Annotated in this window: 17 protein-coding genes; 10 read left to right on the top strand and 7 right to left on the bottom strand. The window is 61.5% G+C overall.

Annotation, left to right across the window (positions count from 1 at the left end):
- Positions 1-73 precede the first annotated feature (73 nt).
- Together ACKZ62_RS21215 and ACKZ62_RS21210 are read right to left on the bottom strand one after the other, a co-directional pair.
- A complete protein-coding gene (locus ACKZ62_RS21215) occupies positions 74-1,516 on the bottom strand; it encodes an aldehyde dehydrogenase family protein (protein WP_447095787.1) in 1,443 nt (480 codons plus the stop codon).
- Complete coding sequence (locus ACKZ62_RS21210; RefSeq protein ID WP_447095786.1) at positions 1,513-3,138, bottom strand: 5-guanidino-2-oxopentanoate decarboxylase; 1,626 nt, start codon at positions 3,136-3,138, stop codon at positions 1,513-1,515. Before ACKZ62_RS21210 ends, ACKZ62_RS21215 begins: the two co-directional genes overlap by 4 nt.
- Positions 3,139-3,248: 110 nt before the next feature.
- Here ACKZ62_RS21210 and ACKZ62_RS21205 point away from each other — a divergent pair, with 110 nt between their 5' ends.
- Positions 3,249-4,127: a LysR substrate-binding domain-containing protein gene (locus ACKZ62_RS21205; protein WP_122764913.1), complete on the top strand. Its 879-nt coding sequence runs from the start codon at positions 3,249-3,251 to the stop codon at positions 4,125-4,127.
- A 40-nt stretch (positions 4,128-4,167) separates the two neighbouring features.
- Here the strand turns inward: ACKZ62_RS21205 and ACKZ62_RS21200 are convergent, their stop codons facing one another.
- Positions 4,168-4,782, bottom strand: a complete 615-nt coding sequence (locus ACKZ62_RS21200) for an NAD(P)-dependent oxidoreductase (RefSeq protein WP_122680203.1) — start codon at positions 4,780-4,782, stop codon at positions 4,168-4,170.
- Positions 4,783-4,816: 34 nt separating this feature from the next.
- Positions 4,817-5,683: an MBL fold metallo-hydrolase gene (locus ACKZ62_RS21195; RefSeq protein WP_447095785.1), complete on the bottom strand. Its 867-nt coding sequence runs from the start codon at positions 5,681-5,683 to the stop codon at positions 4,817-4,819.
- A 107-nt stretch (positions 5,684-5,790) separates the two neighbouring features.
- Between ACKZ62_RS21195 and ACKZ62_RS21190 the strand changes: the two genes are divergently transcribed.
- Together ACKZ62_RS21190 and ACKZ62_RS21185 are read left to right on the top strand one after the other, a co-directional pair.
- Complete coding sequence (locus ACKZ62_RS21190) at positions 5,791-6,696, top strand: LysR family transcriptional regulator (RefSeq protein WP_099601383.1); 906 nt, start codon at positions 5,791-5,793, stop codon at positions 6,694-6,696.
- A gap of 100 nt (positions 6,697-6,796) precedes the next feature.
- Positions 6,797-6,973, top strand: coding sequence for a hypothetical protein (locus ACKZ62_RS21185; RefSeq protein WP_163033154.1), 177 nt, complete (start codon positions 6,797-6,799; stop codon positions 6,971-6,973).
- Here ACKZ62_RS21185 and ACKZ62_RS21180 read toward each other — a convergent pair.
- Positions 6,966-7,844 (bottom strand): helix-turn-helix domain-containing protein, encoded by an 879-nt coding sequence (locus ACKZ62_RS21180; protein WP_032888697.1) that lies wholly within the window; start codon positions 7,842-7,844, stop codon positions 6,966-6,968. The two genes, ACKZ62_RS21185 and ACKZ62_RS21180, sit on opposite strands and share 8 nt — an antisense overlap.
- Positions 7,845-8,033: 189 nt before the next feature.
- Between ACKZ62_RS21180 and pobA the strand changes: the two genes are divergently transcribed.
- The gene (pobA, locus tag ACKZ62_RS21175; protein WP_178075188.1) at positions 8,034-9,218 is read left to right on the top strand and encodes a 4-hydroxybenzoate 3-monooxygenase; all 1,185 of its coding nucleotides are present in this window, start codon (positions 8,034-8,036) and stop codon (positions 9,216-9,218) included.
- A gap of 66 nt (positions 9,219-9,284) precedes the next feature.
- Positions 9,285-10,802: an MDR family MFS transporter gene (locus ACKZ62_RS21170; RefSeq protein WP_447095784.1), complete on the top strand. Its 1,518-nt coding sequence runs from the start codon at positions 9,285-9,287 to the stop codon at positions 10,800-10,802.
- Positions 10,803-10,888: 86 nt separating this feature from the next.
- Here the strand turns inward: ACKZ62_RS21170 and ACKZ62_RS21165 are convergent, their stop codons facing one another.
- Positions 10,889-11,728 carry a cache domain-containing protein gene (locus tag ACKZ62_RS21165; protein WP_179179402.1) on the bottom strand — a complete coding sequence of 280 codons (840 nt, stop codon included), beginning with the start codon at positions 11,726-11,728 and terminating at the stop codon, positions 10,889-10,891.
- 49 nt (positions 11,729-11,777) lie between these two features.
- On the bottom strand, positions 11,778-12,551 hold the full coding sequence (locus ACKZ62_RS21160; protein WP_099601386.1) for a transporter substrate-binding domain-containing protein: 774 nt from the start codon (positions 12,549-12,551) through the stop codon (positions 11,778-11,780).
- A gap of 367 nt (positions 12,552-12,918) precedes the next feature.
- On the opposite strand from ACKZ62_RS21160, the gene ACKZ62_RS21155 reads away from it, so the two are divergent.
- From ACKZ62_RS21155 to ACKZ62_RS21135, 5 genes are all read left to right on the top strand, one after another.
- Positions 12,919-14,289, top strand: coding sequence for a glutamine synthetase family protein (locus ACKZ62_RS21155; RefSeq protein WP_095184092.1), 1,371 nt, complete (start codon positions 12,919-12,921; stop codon positions 14,287-14,289).
- 101 nt (positions 14,290-14,390) lie between these two features.
- Complete coding sequence (locus ACKZ62_RS21150) at positions 14,391-14,990, top strand: class I SAM-dependent methyltransferase (protein ID WP_032888714.1); 600 nt, start codon at positions 14,391-14,393, stop codon at positions 14,988-14,990.
- A 122-nt stretch (positions 14,991-15,112) separates the two neighbouring features.
- A complete protein-coding gene (gene rnd, locus ACKZ62_RS21145; protein ID WP_099601387.1) occupies positions 15,113-16,246 on the top strand; it encodes a ribonuclease D in 1,134 nt (377 codons plus the stop codon).
- Positions 16,243-16,536, top strand: a complete 294-nt coding sequence (locus ACKZ62_RS21140) for a YcgL domain-containing protein (RefSeq protein WP_032888718.1) — start codon at positions 16,243-16,245, stop codon at positions 16,534-16,536. The genes rnd and ACKZ62_RS21140 overlap by 4 nt, the downstream gene beginning before the upstream one ends.
- Before the next feature lie 107 nt (positions 16,537-16,643).
- Positions 16,644-17,576, top strand: a complete 933-nt coding sequence (locus tag ACKZ62_RS21135) for a D-2-hydroxyacid dehydrogenase (RefSeq protein WP_122752639.1) — start codon at positions 16,644-16,646, stop codon at positions 17,574-17,576.
- The last annotated feature ends 89 nt before the right edge of the window (positions 17,577-17,665 follow it).

The following is a 17,665-nucleotide window of genomic DNA, read 5'->3' as shown; positions in this document are numbered from 1 at the left end:
GTAACTGATCCACCGCTATCGGGGGCAAGCTCCCTCCCACAGGGGTTCACCTTCTACAGCAGGGGCTGCAGTGTCAGTTAGACCGAATGACGTGCTTTATCTCCTGAAACGCCGCTAACCCCCAAGGCCCCAGCTCGCGTCCGATGCTGCTCTGCTTGTAACCCCCCCACGCCGTCTGCGGGAAGATCACCTGCGGCGCGTTGATCCATACCAGTCCGGCCTGCAGGGCATTTGCAACCCGCTCGGCGCTCTCGACATCGGTGCCCACCACACTGGCCACCAGGCCGAAATCGCTGTCGTTGGCCAAGGCAATCGCCTCATCTTCAGTTGCGAAACTTCGTACACACAGCACCGGGCCGAAGATTTCCTCGTTCCATAACGCACTGTCCAACGGCACAGCGGTAAACACCGTCGGGCGGATGAAATAACCCCTGGCCAGATCCGCCGGACGTTCACCGCCACACAGCAACCGCGCGCCGTCCTCGATGCCTCGCTGGATATGCCCCAATACCCGCTGATACTGCGCACGGTTGATCAGCGCGCCCATTTCCACGTCCTCAGCAAACGGGTCAGCCACGCGAATCCCTTCAGCCCGCGCCCGCAAGCGTTGCAGGAATTCGTCCGCTAAGGTGTCGGCCACCAGGACGCGGCTGGTGGCAGAACACATCTGCCCGGCGTTGAAAAATCCACCGCCGCAGGCCAGTTCCACGGCCAAGTCGAGGTCAGCACCTGCCAGCACCAGCAACGAAGATTTGCCGCCCAGTTCCAGACTGACGCCCTTGATGGTTTCGGCGGCGCGTTGCATCACCTGCACGCCCACCGCATTACTGCCAGTAAAGGAGATTTTCGCCACACGACGGTCCGCTGCCAGCGGTGCACCGACCGCCAGGCCCGTGCCGCAGACCAGGTTGAACACGCCTGCGGGCAGCCCGGATTCGGCGATGATTCGCGCCAATTGCAGCTCTGCCAGGGGCGTGACTTCCGACGGCTTGAGCACCACGCAGCAACCGGAGGCGAGGGCGGGGGCGAGTTTCCAGGCGGTGGTCACCATAGGGAAATTCCACGGCACGATCAGCCCCACTACGCCACATGGCTCGCGGCGCAGGCGAGCGCTGAACTCATCGCTGGGCAGTGCCACCGGCCGGTCTTGCCCGGCGTCCAGATCCTCGGCAACACCTGCGTAGTACTCGAAGGTGGCGATCACGTCGTCCACATCGATGCCCGCCTCAAACAGCGGTTTGCCGTTGTTGCTCGACTGCAGGTGCATTAAGGCTTCGCGCTGTTCGCTTACCCCTTGGGCGATTTTGCGTAATAGGGCGCCGCGCTCACGGCCGGTGCTTTTTGACCAGCCGGCAAACGCCCGGCTGGCGGCATCCACTGCCTGGGTCACGGCAGCCATGTCCCCTACGCTGACCTGGGCCAAGCGGGATTCGGTCGCCGGGTTGATCACCTCCAGCACGTCGTGGCCAGCACGCCATTCGCCGTCGATATACACACCGTTCAATACTGCGTTCATACCGCGACCTCCTTCATCCAAAGCTCTTGGTCAATTTCAATCAGCGTCGGCCCCTGTCGATCAGAGGCGGCCAGCAATGCGTTGCGTAACGGCTCGATGCCCTCGATGCGTTCAGCCGCGCAACCCAGCGCCTTGGCCACGCCGACAAAATCCGGTGTGTAGATGTCCACGCCGACCGGTTCGATGGCGCGGTTGACCATGTATTTCTTGATCTCCTCGTAGCCCTGGTTATTCCACAGCAACACGATGATCGGCGTGCGTGCCTCCACCGCGCTGGCCAGTTCCGGCAGGCTGAATTGCAGTCCGCCGTCACCGATCAGGCACACCACCGGTTGCCCATCGCCGCGCCCCAGCCAGGCGCCTATCGCGGCGGGCAAGGCGTAACCCAAGGTGCCGTAGCCGGTAGAGGAGTTGAACCAGCGGCGTGGGTGGTCGAGGTTGAGGGTGAGGTTGCCGCTGTACACCGGTTGGGTGGAGTCGCCCACCATGACGGCGCCGGGCAACGTCTCCAGGATCGTACTGAGGAACAGGGTTTGCGCACGGGTGGCGGCGTCCCAGGATGGGGCCAATTCAGCCCACAAACGCGCGACGCGTTGGCTGCCCCAGTCGGTGTTGCGCAGGGGTAACTCCTTGCTGTCCAACTCGGCCAGCAAGGCTTCGGTGGCGATCTGCGCATCGGCTACCAAGGCGACGTGAGGTGTGTAGTTGCGCACGGTCTGGTCCGGGTCGATGTCGATGCGCAGCAGTGCGCCGGGAATCTCAAACCCGCCCGCGAAGGTCACGTCGTAATCGGTTTCCGCAAGCTCTGTGCCGATGGCCAGTACCACATCGGCTTCGGCGACTAATGCGCGGGTGGCCACCAACGTTTGGGTGGAGCCGATCAGCAACGGGTGCGCGGCGGGCAGCATGCCTTTGGCGTTGATGGTCAGCGCCACTGGCGCGCCGAGGGTTTCGGCAAGGCGGGTCAGCGCGGGCGCGGCATCGATGGCGCCGCCGCCGGCGAGAATCAACGGGCGCTTGGCGCACGCCAGCAACTGAGTCATCTGCTTGATCGCCGAGGGTGCGGCACCGGCGCGCGTGACGCTGATCGGCTTGCTGCCCAGCAGTGCGTCGGCGTTTTCCACCAGCACATCCAGCGGGATCTCGATATGCACCGGCCGCGGACGGCCGGCCTGGAACAGTGCAAATGCCCGTGCCAGCACCGCGGGCAAGTCCGCCGCCGACATCAAGGTATGGGAGAACGCCGCCACGCCCGCGATCATCGCGCTCTGGTTCGGCAGCTCATGCAACTTGCCGCGCCCGCCGCCCAACTGGCTGCGTGATTGCACGCTGGAAATCACCAACATCGGGATCGAGTCGGCATAGGCCTGGCCCATGGCCGTGGTGATGTTGGTCATGCCTGGGCCGGTGATGATGAAACACACGCCGGGCTTGCCGCTGGTGCGTGCATAACCGTCCGCCATAAACCCGGCCCCTTGCTCGTGGCGCGGGGTGACGTGACGGATGCTGGAACGGGCCAGGCCGCGGTACAACTCCACGGTGTGCACGCCGGGGATGCCAAACACCTGTTCAACGCCATAGCCTTCCAGGAGCTTCACCAACACTTCGCCGCAGGTCGCCATACAAGTCGCTCTTGTTATTGATTCGAGGCGGTATTGGAACGGCTGGCCCGTAGCGGCAACAATCGATAAAAAGTCATACTAGCCATGTCCTCACGTCATGGCTGAGCCCGATGAAACGTCTTCCTCCACTGCCCGCGCTGCACACTTTCTGGGTCACGGCCCAGTGCTGCAACTTCACCCGCGCCGCCGAGCAACTGCACATCACTCAGGGTGCGGTGAGCCGGCAGATTGCCGGGTTGGAAAGTCACTTGGGTTACGCGCTGTTCCAACGCCAGGCACGGGGCTTGAGCCTGACCGAAGAGGGGCGCGAGTGGTCAGTGCGTGCGCAGCAGGTATTTGGTTTGCTCGGTGATGCGGTGGAGCAGATCGGCAGTCGCCGCCAGACCCTGCAACTCAAGGCCTCCACCTGTGTGATGCGCTGGTTGCTGCCGCGCTTGATGCAGTGGCAAAAGGAGCGCCCGGACGTGCCGGTGGAACTCACCACCACTGTGGCTTACACCGTGGACTTTCGCCGCGAGCAGTTTGACGCAGCGGTGATCTACGCACCCATCGCCGAACAATCAGCCGAGGCGCGGCATTTGTTCGATGAGCAACTTACGCCCGTTTGCGCGCCTGGGTTATCGGATGGCTTGCACACGCCGCAAGACTTGCAGCACCAGGTGCTGCTGCATCCCACGCGGGATGAGCGGGACTGGGCGTTATGGTTGAAGGCTGCTAACACGCGCTTGAGCAATTTGAGCCAAGGCCATCATTTCGAAACGCTGGACTTGGCGATGACGGTGGCCTCCCAGGGTTCCGGGGTGGCGATAGGCGACAGTGCGTTGATTGGCGAGGATGTGAAGGCGGGGCGGTTGGTGATGCCGTATGAACTGCGGGTACAGACGGGGATGGGGTATTACCTGGTGTATCCACCGGGGACGAAGCCGTCGACCGGGCTCGAAGCTCTAATGGATTGGTTAGTCAGCCAGGCACAATCTCCAGAACACTGAAGGGCAAATGTGGGAGGGAGCAAGCCCCCTCCCACAAATGTCAGTAACCGACGGTGAAACGCTGGCGCGAGTGCTTCGGTGTTTCCACTTCGTCAATCATCGCGATGGCATAGTCGGCAAAGCTGATCGAGCTTGTACCTTCGCTGCTCACCAGCAAATCATCCTGGCCCAGGCGGAATTTACCGGTGCGCTCGGTGCCATCGAACAGAGCCGATGGCGACAGGAAAGTCCAATCCAGTTCTTGTTCCTGACGCAGGGTTTCAAGGAATTCAGCTCCTGCGCTGGCCTCTGCCTTGTACTCAGCAGGGAAACCTTCGCTGTCGATCACGCGACCGCCACCCGGCAGCAACAGCGAACCCGCACCGCCCACCACCAGCAAGCGTTTGACACCGGCCTTTTTCACCGGCCCGATCACGGCGCTGGCGGGCAGGGTGGCGAAGTGCGCGGCACTGATCACCACGTCGTTGCCGCTGATGGCCTGTTGCAGGGCATCGGCGTCCAACGCGTCCACTTGTTTGATAGTGACGTTCGGGCGCGCTGCCAGTTTGTCGGTGTTACGCGCGATGGCGGTCACGCTGTGCCCGCGACGCAACGCTTCTTCCAGCAATTGGCTGCCGGCACGGCCCGTAGCCCCAATGATTGCGATCTTGCTCATGACGTTCTCCAGTACGGTTAAGGTTTGAGAGTTTTCACCACCTCATTTCGCCCTTGGCGACTTTTGCGCTCAGCTCCAGGGAGCTTTCGTCCGCCAGGGTGGGGTAACGCTTTTTCATGGCCGCGATGAGGGCGGCGGAGTCTTTGGCCTTGGAGGTTTCTACGTCGAAGGCCTTGATGTAGTCGGCAGTAAAGGTGACCGACGCCACGGACGGCGTACCCAGGTAGTGACCCGGAATCACGGTACGCGGTTTCAGGTTTTCGATGCGTTGCAGGGTGGCCAGCCAGTCTTTGTGGGATTGCGCGCCCTGGGTATCTGCCATCCACACATGGATGTTTTGGGCAACCACGACGCCACCGACCACCGCCTTGATCGACGGGATCCACACAAAGCTGCGATCCGGCTGCGGGCCGTCCAGGCCGATAACGTCCAACTGTTTCCCTTCAAGGGTCAGGCTATTGCCTTGCAGCACCTGTGGCACGATGGTTTTAGCCGGTTTGTCGGCGCCCATTTTCGGGCCCCAGAACTCAAGTTTGCCGGCCACGGTGGCGTTGATGTGGTCGACCACCGGTTGCGGAGCCAGCACCTTGGCGTCCGGGAACGCGGCCGTCAGGGTGTCGAGGCCAAAGTAGTAATCCGGATCGCCATGGCTGATGTAAATGGTGGTCAGGTGTTTGCCGCTGGCGCGGATCTTTTGCACCAATTGCTCGGCCTGGCCCTTGCCGAATTGCGCGTCCACCAGGATCGCGTCTTTGGCGCCGCTGACCAGCACCGAGGTCACCGGGAAGATCGCCGCTGCGCCAGGGTTGTACACGTCGAGGGTCAAGTCGGCCGCAGAGGCATGGGCCGCAAAGGCCAGGGCGGCGGTGGCTAGGGTCATGCGCTTGAGGGTTGAAAGCATTGGGCAGCTCCAGCAATCGGTTCAAAGGATGCACAGAGCTTAGTTGCACTAAACGAGACTAAAAATGCGATGCTGGAACATAGTTTGTTTCTGAAATCGGGCAAATCATGGATCGTCTTCAAGCAATGCGCGTGTTTGTCACCGTGGTGGACCTGGGCAGCCAGTCCGCCGCCGCGGACCATCTGGACCTGTCGCGGCCGGTCGTATCGCGTTACCTCGCCGAGTTGGAAGACTGGGTCGGCGCGCGCCTGCTGCACCGCACCACGCGCAAACTTAGTCTTACGGCGGCGGGCGGTGAGACCTTGCCGCGCTGCCGCCAATTGCTGGAGTTGTGCGGCGACATGCAGGCCGCCGTCAGTGAGCCCGATGACGCGCCCCGTGGCCTGCTGCGCCTGAGTGTCAGCACCTCGTTCGGCCAGGCGCAATTGGCCGAGGCGATTGCCGAGTACGTCAAACGCTACCCTTTGGTCACGGTCGACCTGCAAATGCTTGATCGCACGGTGAATCTGGTGGACGAGCGCATCGACCTGGCCATCCGCACCAGCAATGACCTGGACCCGAACCTGATCGCACGGCGCCTGACCGTCTGTCGCTCGGTGGTCTGCGCCACCCCCGCGTATCTGCGCGAGCATCCGGCCCCACAAAAAGTCGAAGACCTGGCCCGGCACAACTGCCTGACCCACTCGTACTTCGGCAAAAGCCTGTGGCATTTCGAAGAAAGTGGCGAGCACGTGTCGGTGCCGGTGCACGGCAATATCACCGCCAACGAGGCGAGCACGCTGCTACGCCTGACGCTGGCCGGCGCTGGGGTGGCGATGTTGCCCAGCTACCAGGCCGGCGATCACATCCGACGTGGTGAACTGGTGCGCCTACTGCCCCGCGCCGAACCCCGGCAGATGAACATCTACGCGGTCTACGCCTCACGCAAACACATGCCGTCGGCGTTGCGCAGCCTGCTGGATTTTCTGGTGGTGAGGTTCCCTGAAGAGCCGGCGTGGGACATCGGTCTCTGAGGCGACATAACCCTGTTGAATGTCGTCCAATAATGGCAACTCGCCCTGACTGGCCTATGCTTTAAGCAGCGTCATGTAGATCCGTCCAGAGGTCTCTGTCATGAGCATAAAAACCAGAAAGTACCTGATGATTTTCACTCTCTGCGCCTTGGCCAGCGCACTGTACGGGACTGCCGCCTACCGTGTGGAGCAGACCCGTATGCAGCCGACCTTTGCGATCAGCTGCAACCAGGACCAATGTGTCCCCCACACCGGCAGTTTCAGTGCGCTCAGGTAGTGGTCGATTCGGCCTTGAGTTGCTCGCGAAACGCCTTGGGTGAGAATCCGACCCGGCGGCGAAATAGCCGGGAAAAGTTAGTCGGGTCGGAAAACCCCAACACTTCCGACATTTCATTGATGGTCATGCTGGTGTAAGTCAGCAGGCGCTTGGCTTCCAGCAACTGGCGGTCATGCATGATCTGCAGGGCGGGCTGGCCACCGAGTTCCCGACATGTCCCATTCAGATGTGAGACCGAGATACCCAGCTTGTGGGCCAGATCCTCAATCTTTGGGTGCTCACGGTAGTGCTGTTCGACCAATTGGGTAAACCGCCGGAAATACTCGCGGCCTCTTGGCGCGCGCGGATGGCAACGCTGGATGGCCTGACGGCTGATCCACACCAGCAGCACGCTAACCAAGGCGTGCATCATCATGTCCCGGGCCGGTTGCTCTTCTGCATATTCGTCCTGCAGGCGGGCGAATTGGCTATTGAGGTAGTCACTGTCCTTGCCCGCCGGGTAACTGCCCAGGGTCTGCAAACCGCCGGCCGTTGCGCCCAGTTGGGCCTGCAAGTGGCTCACGAGTGGCGCCGAGAGTGTCACTACATAACCTTCGACATCTTCGGCAAAGCGAAACCCATGCACGCACAACGGCGGCAATATCTGCAGCGTGGCTTCGTTGAGCGTGGTGCGCTGACCTTCTATTTCCAGTTGAGCCTGGCCTTTGTGCACGTACAACAACTGGCACAGATCCGCGTGCCGGTGGGGCTGGATTTCCCACTGGTATTCCCGGCTGCGGCGGGAAATGGTTTCGCAGTGCAACAAATCGGGGGTCGGCCATTGCTGGTTTTCCCCGTAAAGCTTGAAGACCGGAATCGCGGTGTTGGTCATGGTTTCAATCCGATACTCAGGACGGTTGTGCGGTAATCGCCCAAATTGGCAAAAAGCGCAGGGTTTGTCGCAGTTTTCACCTTCTTATGCCAAGCACTCAAGTGAAAAATGTCAGCCACAAGACCAATGACAACTCTTTCACTCAATCCGTTCGAGTGGAACTTGCGGGCCATAAAAATAATGAAAACGCTGAAAACCCAAGTCGCCATTATCGGCGCCGGTCCTTCCGGACTGTTGCTCGGCCAACTGCTGCATAACGCCGGCATCGAGACCTTTATTCTAGAGCGCCAGAGCGCTGACTACGTGCAAGGCCGCATCCGCGCCGGGGTGCTGGAGCAAGGCATGGTCGACCTGCTGCGCCAAGCCGGCGTTAGCCAACGCATGGATGCCGAAGGCCTGGTACATGATGGCTTCGAGCTCGCGCTCGACGGACATCTCACCCATATCGACCTCAAGGCGCTGACCGGCGGCCAATCGGTGATGATCTACGGCCAGACCGAAGTCACCCGCGACCTGATGGCCGCCCGCGCGGCTGCCGGCGCGGTTACGCTCTACGACGCGCGTGACGTGCAGCCCCATGATCTCAAAAGTGATCGACCCTGGCTGACCTTCGAACACCAGGGCGAGGCGTTCCGTCTGGAATGCGACTACATCGCCGGTTGTGATGGCTTCCACGGCGTGGCGCGTCAGTCGATCCCCGCTGAATCACTGAAAATCTTCGAGCGCGTGTACCCCTTTGGTTGGCTGGGCATTCTCGCCGACACCCCGCCGGTGCACGACGAACTGGTGTACGCCAAACACCCCCGTGGCTTTGCTCTGTGCAGCATGCGATCGCCGACCCGCAGCCGCTATTACCTGCAAGTGCCGGCTGAAGAACCGTTGGATGAATGGTCGGATGCACGCTTTTGGGCTGAGCTGAAAACCCGCCTGCCCAGCAGCCTGGCCGAGCAGTTGGTCACCGGGCCGTCGATTGAAAAGAGCATCGCGCCGTTGCGCAGTTTTGTGGCTGAACCGATGCAGTACGGGCGTCTGTTCCTGCTGGGTGACGCTGCGCATATCGTGCCGCCCACCGGCGCCAAGGGCCTGAACCTGGCGGCCAGTGATGTGAGTACGCTATTTAGGATCATGCTCAAGGTGTATCGCGAGGGGCGCGTGGATTTGTTGGAGCGCTATTCCGCCATCTGCCTGCGCCGGGTGTGGAAGGCCGAACGGTTCTCCTGGTGGATGACCTCGATGCTGCATCAATTCCCGGAGGCGGACGGCTTCAGCCAGCGCATTGCCCAGAGCGAACTGGAGTACTTCATCCACTCCGAAGCCGGGCGCAAAACCATCGCGGAAAATTACGTCGGGCTTCCTTACGAGGCTATCGAATAGCCTGCTATCGTATTGAGCATTGCCGTGGGCCGACTTTTCCCACGGGCCTTGCTTGAAGGTTCTGTCGTGACTCACCTCAATCAGCCCGCGCCACCGCTGCCCGCGGTGCGCAGTATTCTCGCCTCGTTGATGATGGCGATCTTCCTCGGCGCACTGGACCAGACCATTGTCGCCGTGTCCATGCCCGCTATCTCCGCGCGGTTCCACGACGTCAACCTGCTGGCCTGGGTGATCTCCGGCTACATGGTGGCAATGACAGTGGCGGTGCCTATCTACGGCAAGCTCGGCGACCTGTATGGGCGCCGGCCGATGATGCTGATCGGCATGGGCTTGTTCACCGTGGCGTCGCTGTTTTGCGGCATGGCGCAAAGCATGGAGCAGTTGGTGCTGGCACGGGTGCTCCAGGGGATTGGCGCTGGCGGCATGATCTCGGTGAGCCAAGCGATCATCGGCGACATTATTCCGCCCCGTGAACGTGGGCGTTATCAAGGCTATTTCAGCAGCATGTACGCAGTGGCCAGCGTGGCCGGTCCGGTGTTGGGCGGCTACATGACCGAGTACCTGTCGTGGCGTTGGGTATTCCTGATCAACTTGCCGCTGGGCGCCGGTGCCTGGTACGTGGCCCATCGCACCCTGGTGGGGCTGCCTGTGCCGCAGCGCAAGCCGATCATCGATTACCTCGGCACCGTGTTGATGATCGTTGGCCTGACCGCCCTGTTGCTGGGTATCACCGAAATTGGTCAGGGTCATCATTGGCGTGACAGTGGGGTGCTGGGGCTGCTGGCCTGCGCGCTGGTGGCATTGACGTTGTTCGTGTGGCACGAGCGCCGTGCGCGGGAGCCGTTGCTGCCGATGCACTTGTTCGCCAACCGCAGCGCGGTGCTGTGTTGGTGCACGGTGTTCTTCACCAGCTTCCAGGCGATTTCCCTGACGGTGCTGATGCCCCTGCGCTTTCAGACAGTGACCGGAGGCGGGGCCGACAGTGCCGCTTTGCACTTGTTGCCCCTGGCCATCGGCTTACCCATTGGCGCGTATTCCGCAGGGCGCATGACCTCGGTGACCGGACGTTATAAACCGATGATCCTTGGCGGCGCACTGTTAAGCCCGCTGGCGATCCTGGGCATGGCCTTCAGCGCGCCCCAGGACGTAGTGCTTACCGGCGTGTTCATGTTGTTGTGCGGGATCGCCGGCGGGATGCAATTCCCCACCTCCCTGGTGGGCTCGCAAAACTCGGTGGAACAGCGCGACATCGGCGTCGCCACCAGCACCACCAACCTGTTCCGTTCCCTCGGCGGTGCGGTGGGCGTGGCGTGCATGTCGGCGCTGCTGCTGGCGTTGTTGCAGGATTCGAGCTTCGCTCACTTGGCCAGCGGTTCGCTGGTGGCCGAGGGCAGTTCCGGCAATGTGCTGTTGGATGGCCTGAACGCCGCTCCGGGCCCGGCGCAAGATGCACTGCGCGGGGAGCTGGCGGTGACGTTCCGACATTTGTTGATGGTGAGTGCGGCGGTCTCGTTGCTGGGGTTGGCGGCGGCGATTGCGATGCCTAACCGGTTGCTGCGCGGTCGGGAAGATAAAGTTAAGTAACTGACACGATAGCGATCAAAGTGTGGAAGGGGGCAAGTCGAACCGTCCCACCGCCCCTCCCACAATTGACTGCATTCCAGTCCAGATCACGGGCTGTAGTAACCCACCGCAACCATGAAATGCCCGGCCTTGCGCACATAGGCATGCTTGTTCTCAACCTTGTCGGTCACCGGGTTTTTCCAGCGGTACTTGTATTCCCCCTGGTCCTGCTCCGCCATCAACTTGAGGATCGGCTCGCCCACCGGCTTGCCGTCCGGGTCCTTGATCTTGCTGAAGTCAGTGTTGACCAGCCGCAGGTTGGTGCCGTGCGCCACGTAACGTTGGGTGTTCAGGTCCACCACAAACACGTAGAGGTCATCCTGTAGGAAGCCGCCTTGCAATGAGTTGATGGCCTTGAGCGTACCGGGTTCATCCTTGAGCAGCGCGTTGACCGCTTTGTTGCGCAAGGCTCGCGCCTGTTCCGGCGTGGCCCGTGGGAGGTAGTAGCCCACGGCCAGGATGCGATCCCCCACCCGCTGATAAAACACATGTTTGCGCTCTACCTTGCCGTCGTTCCAGTTCTGCCAACGGTAATCGGCCTGCTGGATACCCTGGTCTTCAGGCACCTTGAGGGCATCCTTGAATGACTGGCTCAGGTCCGGCCCCAATACCTCGTTAACGTCCCGGCCGATCAACGCGGAGGAGGGGCCGCCACTGGCCAGTAGCACGCCCTTGGTATCGATCACGAACACATAACGGTCCTGGTCGATAAATTCCCCCTGGCGGCTGAACACGGCGAGGGCTTTGTCGCCATTGGTCTTGTAGTAAGCCAGGGCTTTTTCCAGCAGGGCCTTGGCCGCCTGGGCGTCCTCATCCTGAGTCGTTTCGGCGTGCACCTGGCTGAAACACAACAGCAGCAGCCAGGTGATGCGGAGCAATCCCTTCATGTTCCGTCCTCGTTCTTATTGGTGTGACAAGAGCGTAGTCGGCCTTAGCTCACGGCGCTGCCAACCATTGGTCGACAATGCCCTGGTACACACCGGTCGCGACACTCAGGTGCAACCACTGGTCGACATAGCTTTTCCAGGCCACATCATCGCGGGGCAGCAAAAAGGCCTTTTCGCTGTACTGCATTTGCCGCTCAGGGTTGACCGCACACAGGCCGGGCTTCTGCTTCTGCTGGTAACGGGCTTCGCTGGCGTCGGTGATCATTACGTCCGCCTTGCCGGCGAGCAGTTCGTCGAAGATGGTCACGTTGTCGTGCAGGCGGATCTGCGCCTGGCCCAGATGGGCGCGGGCAAATACTTCATTGGTACCGCCCGCCGGTTCGATCACGCGCACCTGTGGCTGGTTGATCTGCTCGACGGTCTGGTAGCGCTGTACATCGGCGCAGCGCACCAGCGGGATCTTGCCGTCAACGCCGAGGGACTGGCTGAAAAAGGCTTTTTTCTGACGCTCCAGCGACACCGAAATACCGCCCACGGCGATATCGCAGCGTTGGGCGAGGAAGTCCGGCATCAGGGTTTTCCAGGTGGTGGGCACCCAGGTGATTGTCGCATTGAGGCTCTTGGCCAGGGACTCGGCCATGGCAATGTCGATGCCTTCATAAGTGCCATCTGCGCGCAGCTTGGTGTAGGGCGTGTAGTCGCCGGTCGTGCACACGCTGAGGGTGCCGCGCTGGAGCACGTCGTCGAGGCGTGACGGGGCAGTGTCGGCCAGGGCGCTGGTGGCCAGGCTCGCAAGTACACACAGGGCGAAGGGAGCTTTCATGCGGTCGAGTCCTTGGGGCATGGTCGGGGGCGGTCATTATTTCCAGCGCGGGGCAGGGTGGCAAGGCGTGGCGAATGTTTAGCGTGGGTGTAACCAAACTCCGTCATCCCTGAATTTAATAGCGTATCCAGGCGTGTGAGGCTGCGGGCATCTTCATCACCGTGATTCTCCCATGGACGGTTCCGCCGCCACCCACCTCGCGACACTGCCGTCCATACTGGCGTTCTGGGCGCTGTTCCACTGTCGGCATGCGCGCCCGCCGGATGCCTTTCTCCTACGTTGATCTACCCCATGGATGACGCGGCCCCCTGCGCATCTGCCCGGCAGCGCCTGTGCGCCTGCCTGACGAACACGTATGAGAAACCCAATGAGCGATTTCGCGCGCCTGCAAGAAGCCCAGTCCTTCCTTGAGCAACACCCGGACATCGAGATGTTCGAGCTGTTTATCCTCGACAACAATGGTGTACCTCGCGGCAAGTTGCTGCACCGCGATGAACTGCTGGCGGTGTATGAAAGCGGCCGGCCCCTGCCCAGTACGATCCTCGGCCTGACCATCAATGGCGACGACGTGGAGAACTCCGGTCTGGTGTGGGAGGTGGGAGATATCGACTGCCGCGCCTATCCGGTCAGTGGCAGCCTGCAACCTATGCCGTGGCGGTTGATCCCGACCGCAGCGGTGCAAGTCAGCATGCACCCCACCGAAGGTTTGCCCGCCACCGTGGCCGACCCTCGGCATGTGCTGGCGAAGGTCATCGACGGGCTTAAAGCCGATGGCTATTACCCGGTGATGGCCGCCGAACTGGAGTTCTACTTGCTGGACCAGAAACCCGACAGCCACGGCCGCCCGCAACCGGCGCGGGATGTGGACGGTGGTCGCCCACGCTCGACCCAGGTCTACGGCCTGCGCGAACTGGAGCAGATCGAACCCTTCCTCGCCGACCTGTATAGCGCCTGCAAGCTCCAAGGCATCCCGGCGCGCACGGCGATCTCCGAATACGCTCCCGGCCAAGTGGAAATCACCCTGGAACACCGCGCCGACGCCCTGCAAGCCATGGATGAAGCGGTGCGCTACAAGCGTCTGGTCAAGGGCGTGGCACACAAACACGGGATGGCTGCCTGCTTCATGGCCAAGCCCTTCGACGACCTGGCGGGCACCGGCATGCACATGCACGTCAGCCTGGCGGATGCCCAAGGCAATAACCTGTTCGCCAGCGAGGCTGCCGACGGCACGCCGCTGCTGCGCCAGGCCGTGGGTGGCATGCTCAGCACCTTGCTTGATTCGCTGCTGATGTTTTGCCCCAACGCCAACTCCTATCGCCGCTTCCAAACCAACAGCTATGCGCCCCTGGCCGCCACGTGGGGCGTGGACAACCGCACCGTCAGCCTGCGCGTGCCCGGTGGCCCGGCAAATTCCCGGCATATCGAACACCGCATCTGCGGCGCTGACGCCAACCCATACCTTGCCGCTGCCGCGATCTTGGCGGGTATTCATCGCGGGATCCGCGAACAGCGCGACCCGGGCGCACCAGTGGAAGGCAACGGCTACGCCCAGGCCACGGAATTTCTGCCCACCGACTGGCTCACCACCCTGCGCGCGCTGGAAGCTTCAAGCTGGGCGCGCGAGACGTTTGGCAGTGAGTTCCTGGGGGTGTACCTGGCGGTGAAACGCGCTGAGTATCGGCAGTTCATGGGCGAGGTGGGCGAACAGGATTGGCGTTGGTATCTGCATCAAGCCTGAATGGATTGACGGGCGTGGAGGCTTCGACCTTTTTTTCACGTTGCGGTGGTTAAGCTGCGAATCAAGGTCGTTCACCACTGTTTAAATCCAATGAGCCCGTGATGTCGCCACAACCACCATCCTCCATCGAGATCGAATACGCAGAGCGCTGTGGCCTTGAACATGCCAAGGTCTGTGCGGACACGCGCCCACCCGGAATGCTGCGGCGCCTTGCGTCATGGCGCGACGAGTGGTTGGTTCGCCACGCACTCAAGGTTGCCGGCGAACCGGGGCTGATCCTCGATTTGGCCTGCGGCTCGGGACGGTTCTGGCCGGTATTGGCCGAGCATATCAATCGGGTGATCCTTGCCTCGGACAACTCCCAGGACATGCTCGACCATGCGCGCACCCACCATCCGGCGACGCTGCTAAAGCGGATCAAAACCTTTCAGGGTTCGGCGTTTTCCATCGGCTTGTCGGCAAATGCGGTGGACTGCATCTTTTGCCTGGAGTTATTTCGCCATGTGCCCAGCAGCGAAGGACGTCTGGCGTTGCTGCGGGAGTTTCACCGCGTCAGCCGCGATACGGTGATTGTCTCGGTCAATTCGCGAACGGCGGTAGACGACGAGTTTCGTCAGGCTGGCTTCAAGGTCCTGAACCAGCAGGAATTCATGCCAGGCTCCAGCCTGTGGCGCGTCTATGTGCTTCGTAAGAAAGGATAACTCTGGCCTGTAGGGCTATTCTTCATCCCCTGTCTGAGTTTTCATGGTTGCCAGTGCACTGCGGATGCTCGCTAGCCTCTTTCGCGATATATACTGCGCGCCATTCTTCAAGGGAGAGCCGTGTGGCCATCGATATTCACTGGATCTGCGACAACGATAGCCTCGGCCAGCATTGCGCCGAATGGCAGCAGTTGCCATTCGTCGCCCTCGACACCGAATTCATGCGGGTCGACACCTTTTATCCCATTGCCGGGCTGATCCAGATTGGTGATGGCGTACGCGCTTACCTGATCGATCCCCTGACCATCGACAACTGGAAACCCCTCGCCGAGCTGCTGGAAAACCCAGCCGTGATCAAGGTGGTGCATGCCTGCAGCGAAGACTTGGAAGTGTTGCTGCGCCTGACTGGCAGCCTGCCAGTGCCGTTGTTCGACACCCAATTGGCCGCCGCTTACCTGAATCTCGGTTTCTCCATGGGCTACTCGCGCCTGGTACAAGCCGTACTCGACATCGAGCTGCCCAAGGGCGAGACCCGCTCGGACTGGCTGCAGCGGCCGTTGTCCGAAACCCAGATCAGCTACGCCGCCGAAGACGCGGTACACTTGGCCGAGGTCTACATTCGCCTGCGCCCGCAGCTATCAGACGATAAATATGCCTGGGTGCTGGAAGATGGCGCCGAACTGGTGGCCAACCTGCGCCGGGAAGTCGACCCGTACGAGGTGTACCGCGACGCCAAGCTGGCGTGGAAACTGTCCCGCGCTCAACTCGCCGTACTGCGTGAACTGTGCGCCTGGCGCGAGCAGCAAGCCCGCGCCCGTGACCTGCCGCGCAACCGCATCGTTCGTGAACACTCGTTGTGGCCCCTGGCCAAATCCCAGCCGGATAACCTCGCCGCCCTGGGCAAGATCGAAGACATGCACCCGCGCACCGTGCGTCAGGATGGCCAGTTCCTGCTGGACCTGATCAAACGTGCCGGCAGCGTGCCCGCGGACCAATGGCCGCCGGCTGTGGCTGAACCGCTGCCGGTGGATGCCGCCACGCTGATCAAGCAACTGCGCGCCCTGGGCCAGACATTCGCCGAACGCCTGGAGATGGCGCCGGAACTGATGCTGCGCAAGAAAACCCTCGAAGCCCTGGTTAAAAGTGGCTACCCCGATGGGCCTTATAAATTGCCAGACTCGCTGCGTGGCTGGCGCCGCGAGTTGATGGGCCAGGCGCTGCTCGACAGCCTGGCCACTGCCGGAGAACAGCCTTGAAACGTATTTGCTCCATCTACCGCAGCTTGAAAAAAGACGGCATGTACCTCTACGTGCTCAAGAGCGATGCACTTGAGCGCGTGCCGGAGCCATTGATGGTCGCTTTCGGCAAGCCGCACCACGCCTTCGACATGGTGCTGACACCAGAGCGCAAGCTTTCGCGCGAAGACATCGTCGTGGTCTTGGAAAACCTCGATAAGCAGGGCTACCACCTGCAAATGCCGCCGGCCGAGGACGAGTACATCGAGCACTTGCCCGAAGAGCTGCTGCGTCGTAACGACCCGATGTAATCGGTCAGTGCCCGCTTCAGGGCACAGGTTTCAATGGAATCGTATTAGTGGGCGGTGGCCGTAAGGAAGCGGGCGGCCGTCTGCACTGTTTTTGAAAGGTTTGAACCATGCGTGTTCTGATTGCTGAACAGGATCACCCGCTCTACGCCCAACTGCTCAATGACGTGGCGCCGGACCTTGAGGTGCTCACCAGTGGCGACTCGGCCGAACTGTCTCGTCTGGCCGCCGATTGCCCGGTCTGGCTTGGCCAACCGGACCTGCTGGCCACTCTGTTGCGCCAGGGCCACCAACCACAATGGCTGCAATCGACCTGGGCCGGTATCACCCCCCTGCTAGCCGAAGGCTTGCCCCGCGATTATCGCTTGACCCGCGCCGTCGGTATTTTTGGCCAGGTCATGGCCGAGTTTGTCCTCACGTATATGCTCGGCCACGAACGCGAAGTACTGGCGCGGTTGGTCAGCCAGGTCGAGCGCAAGTGGGACAGCCGCACCGGCCAGAGCCTGGCGGGGCGTAAGGTGTTGATTGTGGGCACCGGCGATATTGGCCAGAGTGTGGCTGAGTTTCTGGTGCCGTTTGGCGTCAAGCTGTATGGCATTGCCAGTACTGAGCGTGAACAGGCCCCGTTTATCGAAGTGGCCGGGCTTGATCAGATCGGGCGTCTGGTCGGTGAGGTGGACTACGTGATCAACCTGCTGCCCAACACGCCGAACACCCATGACCTGTACGACGCCGCGCTGTTCAAGCAATTCAAACCGACGGGCTTGTTTATCAATGTCGGCCGTGGTGTGGCGGTGGTGGATGCTGATCTGGTCGAAGCCCTGAAGGAAGGGCACCTGGCCGGCGCAGTGATCGACGTATGTCGCCAGGAGCCACTGCCGCAGCGTCATCCATTCTGGACCGCCTGGGGGTTGCTGTTGACCGGGCACAGTTCCGCACCCACATCGCCGCCGATGATGGTGGAGTTGTTCTTGGAAAATGTCCGCGCGTATAAGGCCAAGCAGGCATTACGCGGAGAAGTGGATTTCGAGCGCGGGTACTGACGTCACCGCGCCGCTCGCTGGGCCTACATAAAACCTGACAGTCAGGATGGAACCGCATTGGCGGCGCGTTCCACCCACGGGCCGCAAAG

Source organism: Pseudomonas sivasensis (assembly GCF_052938085.1).
The sequence above is the reverse complement of the archived record's forward strand: the minus strand, read 5'-3'. Positions and strand labels throughout refer to the sequence as shown.

Bases quoted from the DNA above. Each gene is read 5' to 3' on its own strand.
- ACKZ62_RS21215 (WP_447095787.1), bottom strand. From the start codon at position 1,516: ATGAACGCAGTATTGAACGGTGTGTATATCGACGGCGAATGGCGTGCT.
- ACKZ62_RS21210 (WP_447095786.1), bottom strand. From the start codon at position 3,138: ATGGCGACCTGCGGCGAAGTGTTGGTGAAGCTCCTGGAAGGCTATGGC.
- ACKZ62_RS21205 (WP_122764913.1), top strand. From the start codon at position 3,249: ATGAAACGTCTTCCTCCACTGCCCGCGCTGCACACTTTCTGGGTCACG.
- ACKZ62_RS21200 (WP_122680203.1), bottom strand. From the start codon at position 4,782: ATGAGCAAGATCGCAATCATTGGGGCTACGGGCCGTGCCGGCAGCCAA.
- ACKZ62_RS21195 (WP_447095785.1), bottom strand. From the start codon at position 5,683: ATGCTTTCAACCCTCAAGCGCATGACCCTAGCCACCGCCGCCCTGGCC.
- ACKZ62_RS21190 (WP_099601383.1), top strand. From the start codon at position 5,791: ATGGATCGTCTTCAAGCAATGCGCGTGTTTGTCACCGTGGTGGACCTG.
- ACKZ62_RS21185 (WP_163033154.1), top strand. From the start codon at position 6,797: ATGAGCATAAAAACCAGAAAGTACCTGATGATTTTCACTCTCTGCGCC.
- ACKZ62_RS21180 (WP_032888697.1), bottom strand. From the start codon at position 7,844: ATGACCAACACCGCGATTCCGGTCTTCAAGCTTTACGGGGAAAACCAG.
- ACKZ62_RS21165 (WP_179179402.1), bottom strand. From the start codon at position 11,728: ATGAAGGGATTGCTCCGCATCACCTGGCTGCTGCTGTTGTGTTTCAGC.
- ACKZ62_RS21160 (WP_099601386.1), bottom strand. From the start codon at position 12,551: ATGAAAGCTCCCTTCGCCCTGTGTGTACTTGCGAGCCTGGCCACCAGC.
- ACKZ62_RS21155 (WP_095184092.1), top strand. From the start codon at position 12,919: ATGAGCGATTTCGCGCGCCTGCAAGAAGCCCAGTCCTTCCTTGAGCAA.
- ACKZ62_RS21150 (WP_032888714.1), top strand. From the start codon at position 14,391: ATGTCGCCACAACCACCATCCTCCATCGAGATCGAATACGCAGAGCGC.
- ACKZ62_RS21135 (WP_122752639.1), top strand. From the start codon at position 16,644: ATGCGTGTTCTGATTGCTGAACAGGATCACCCGCTCTACGCCCAACTG.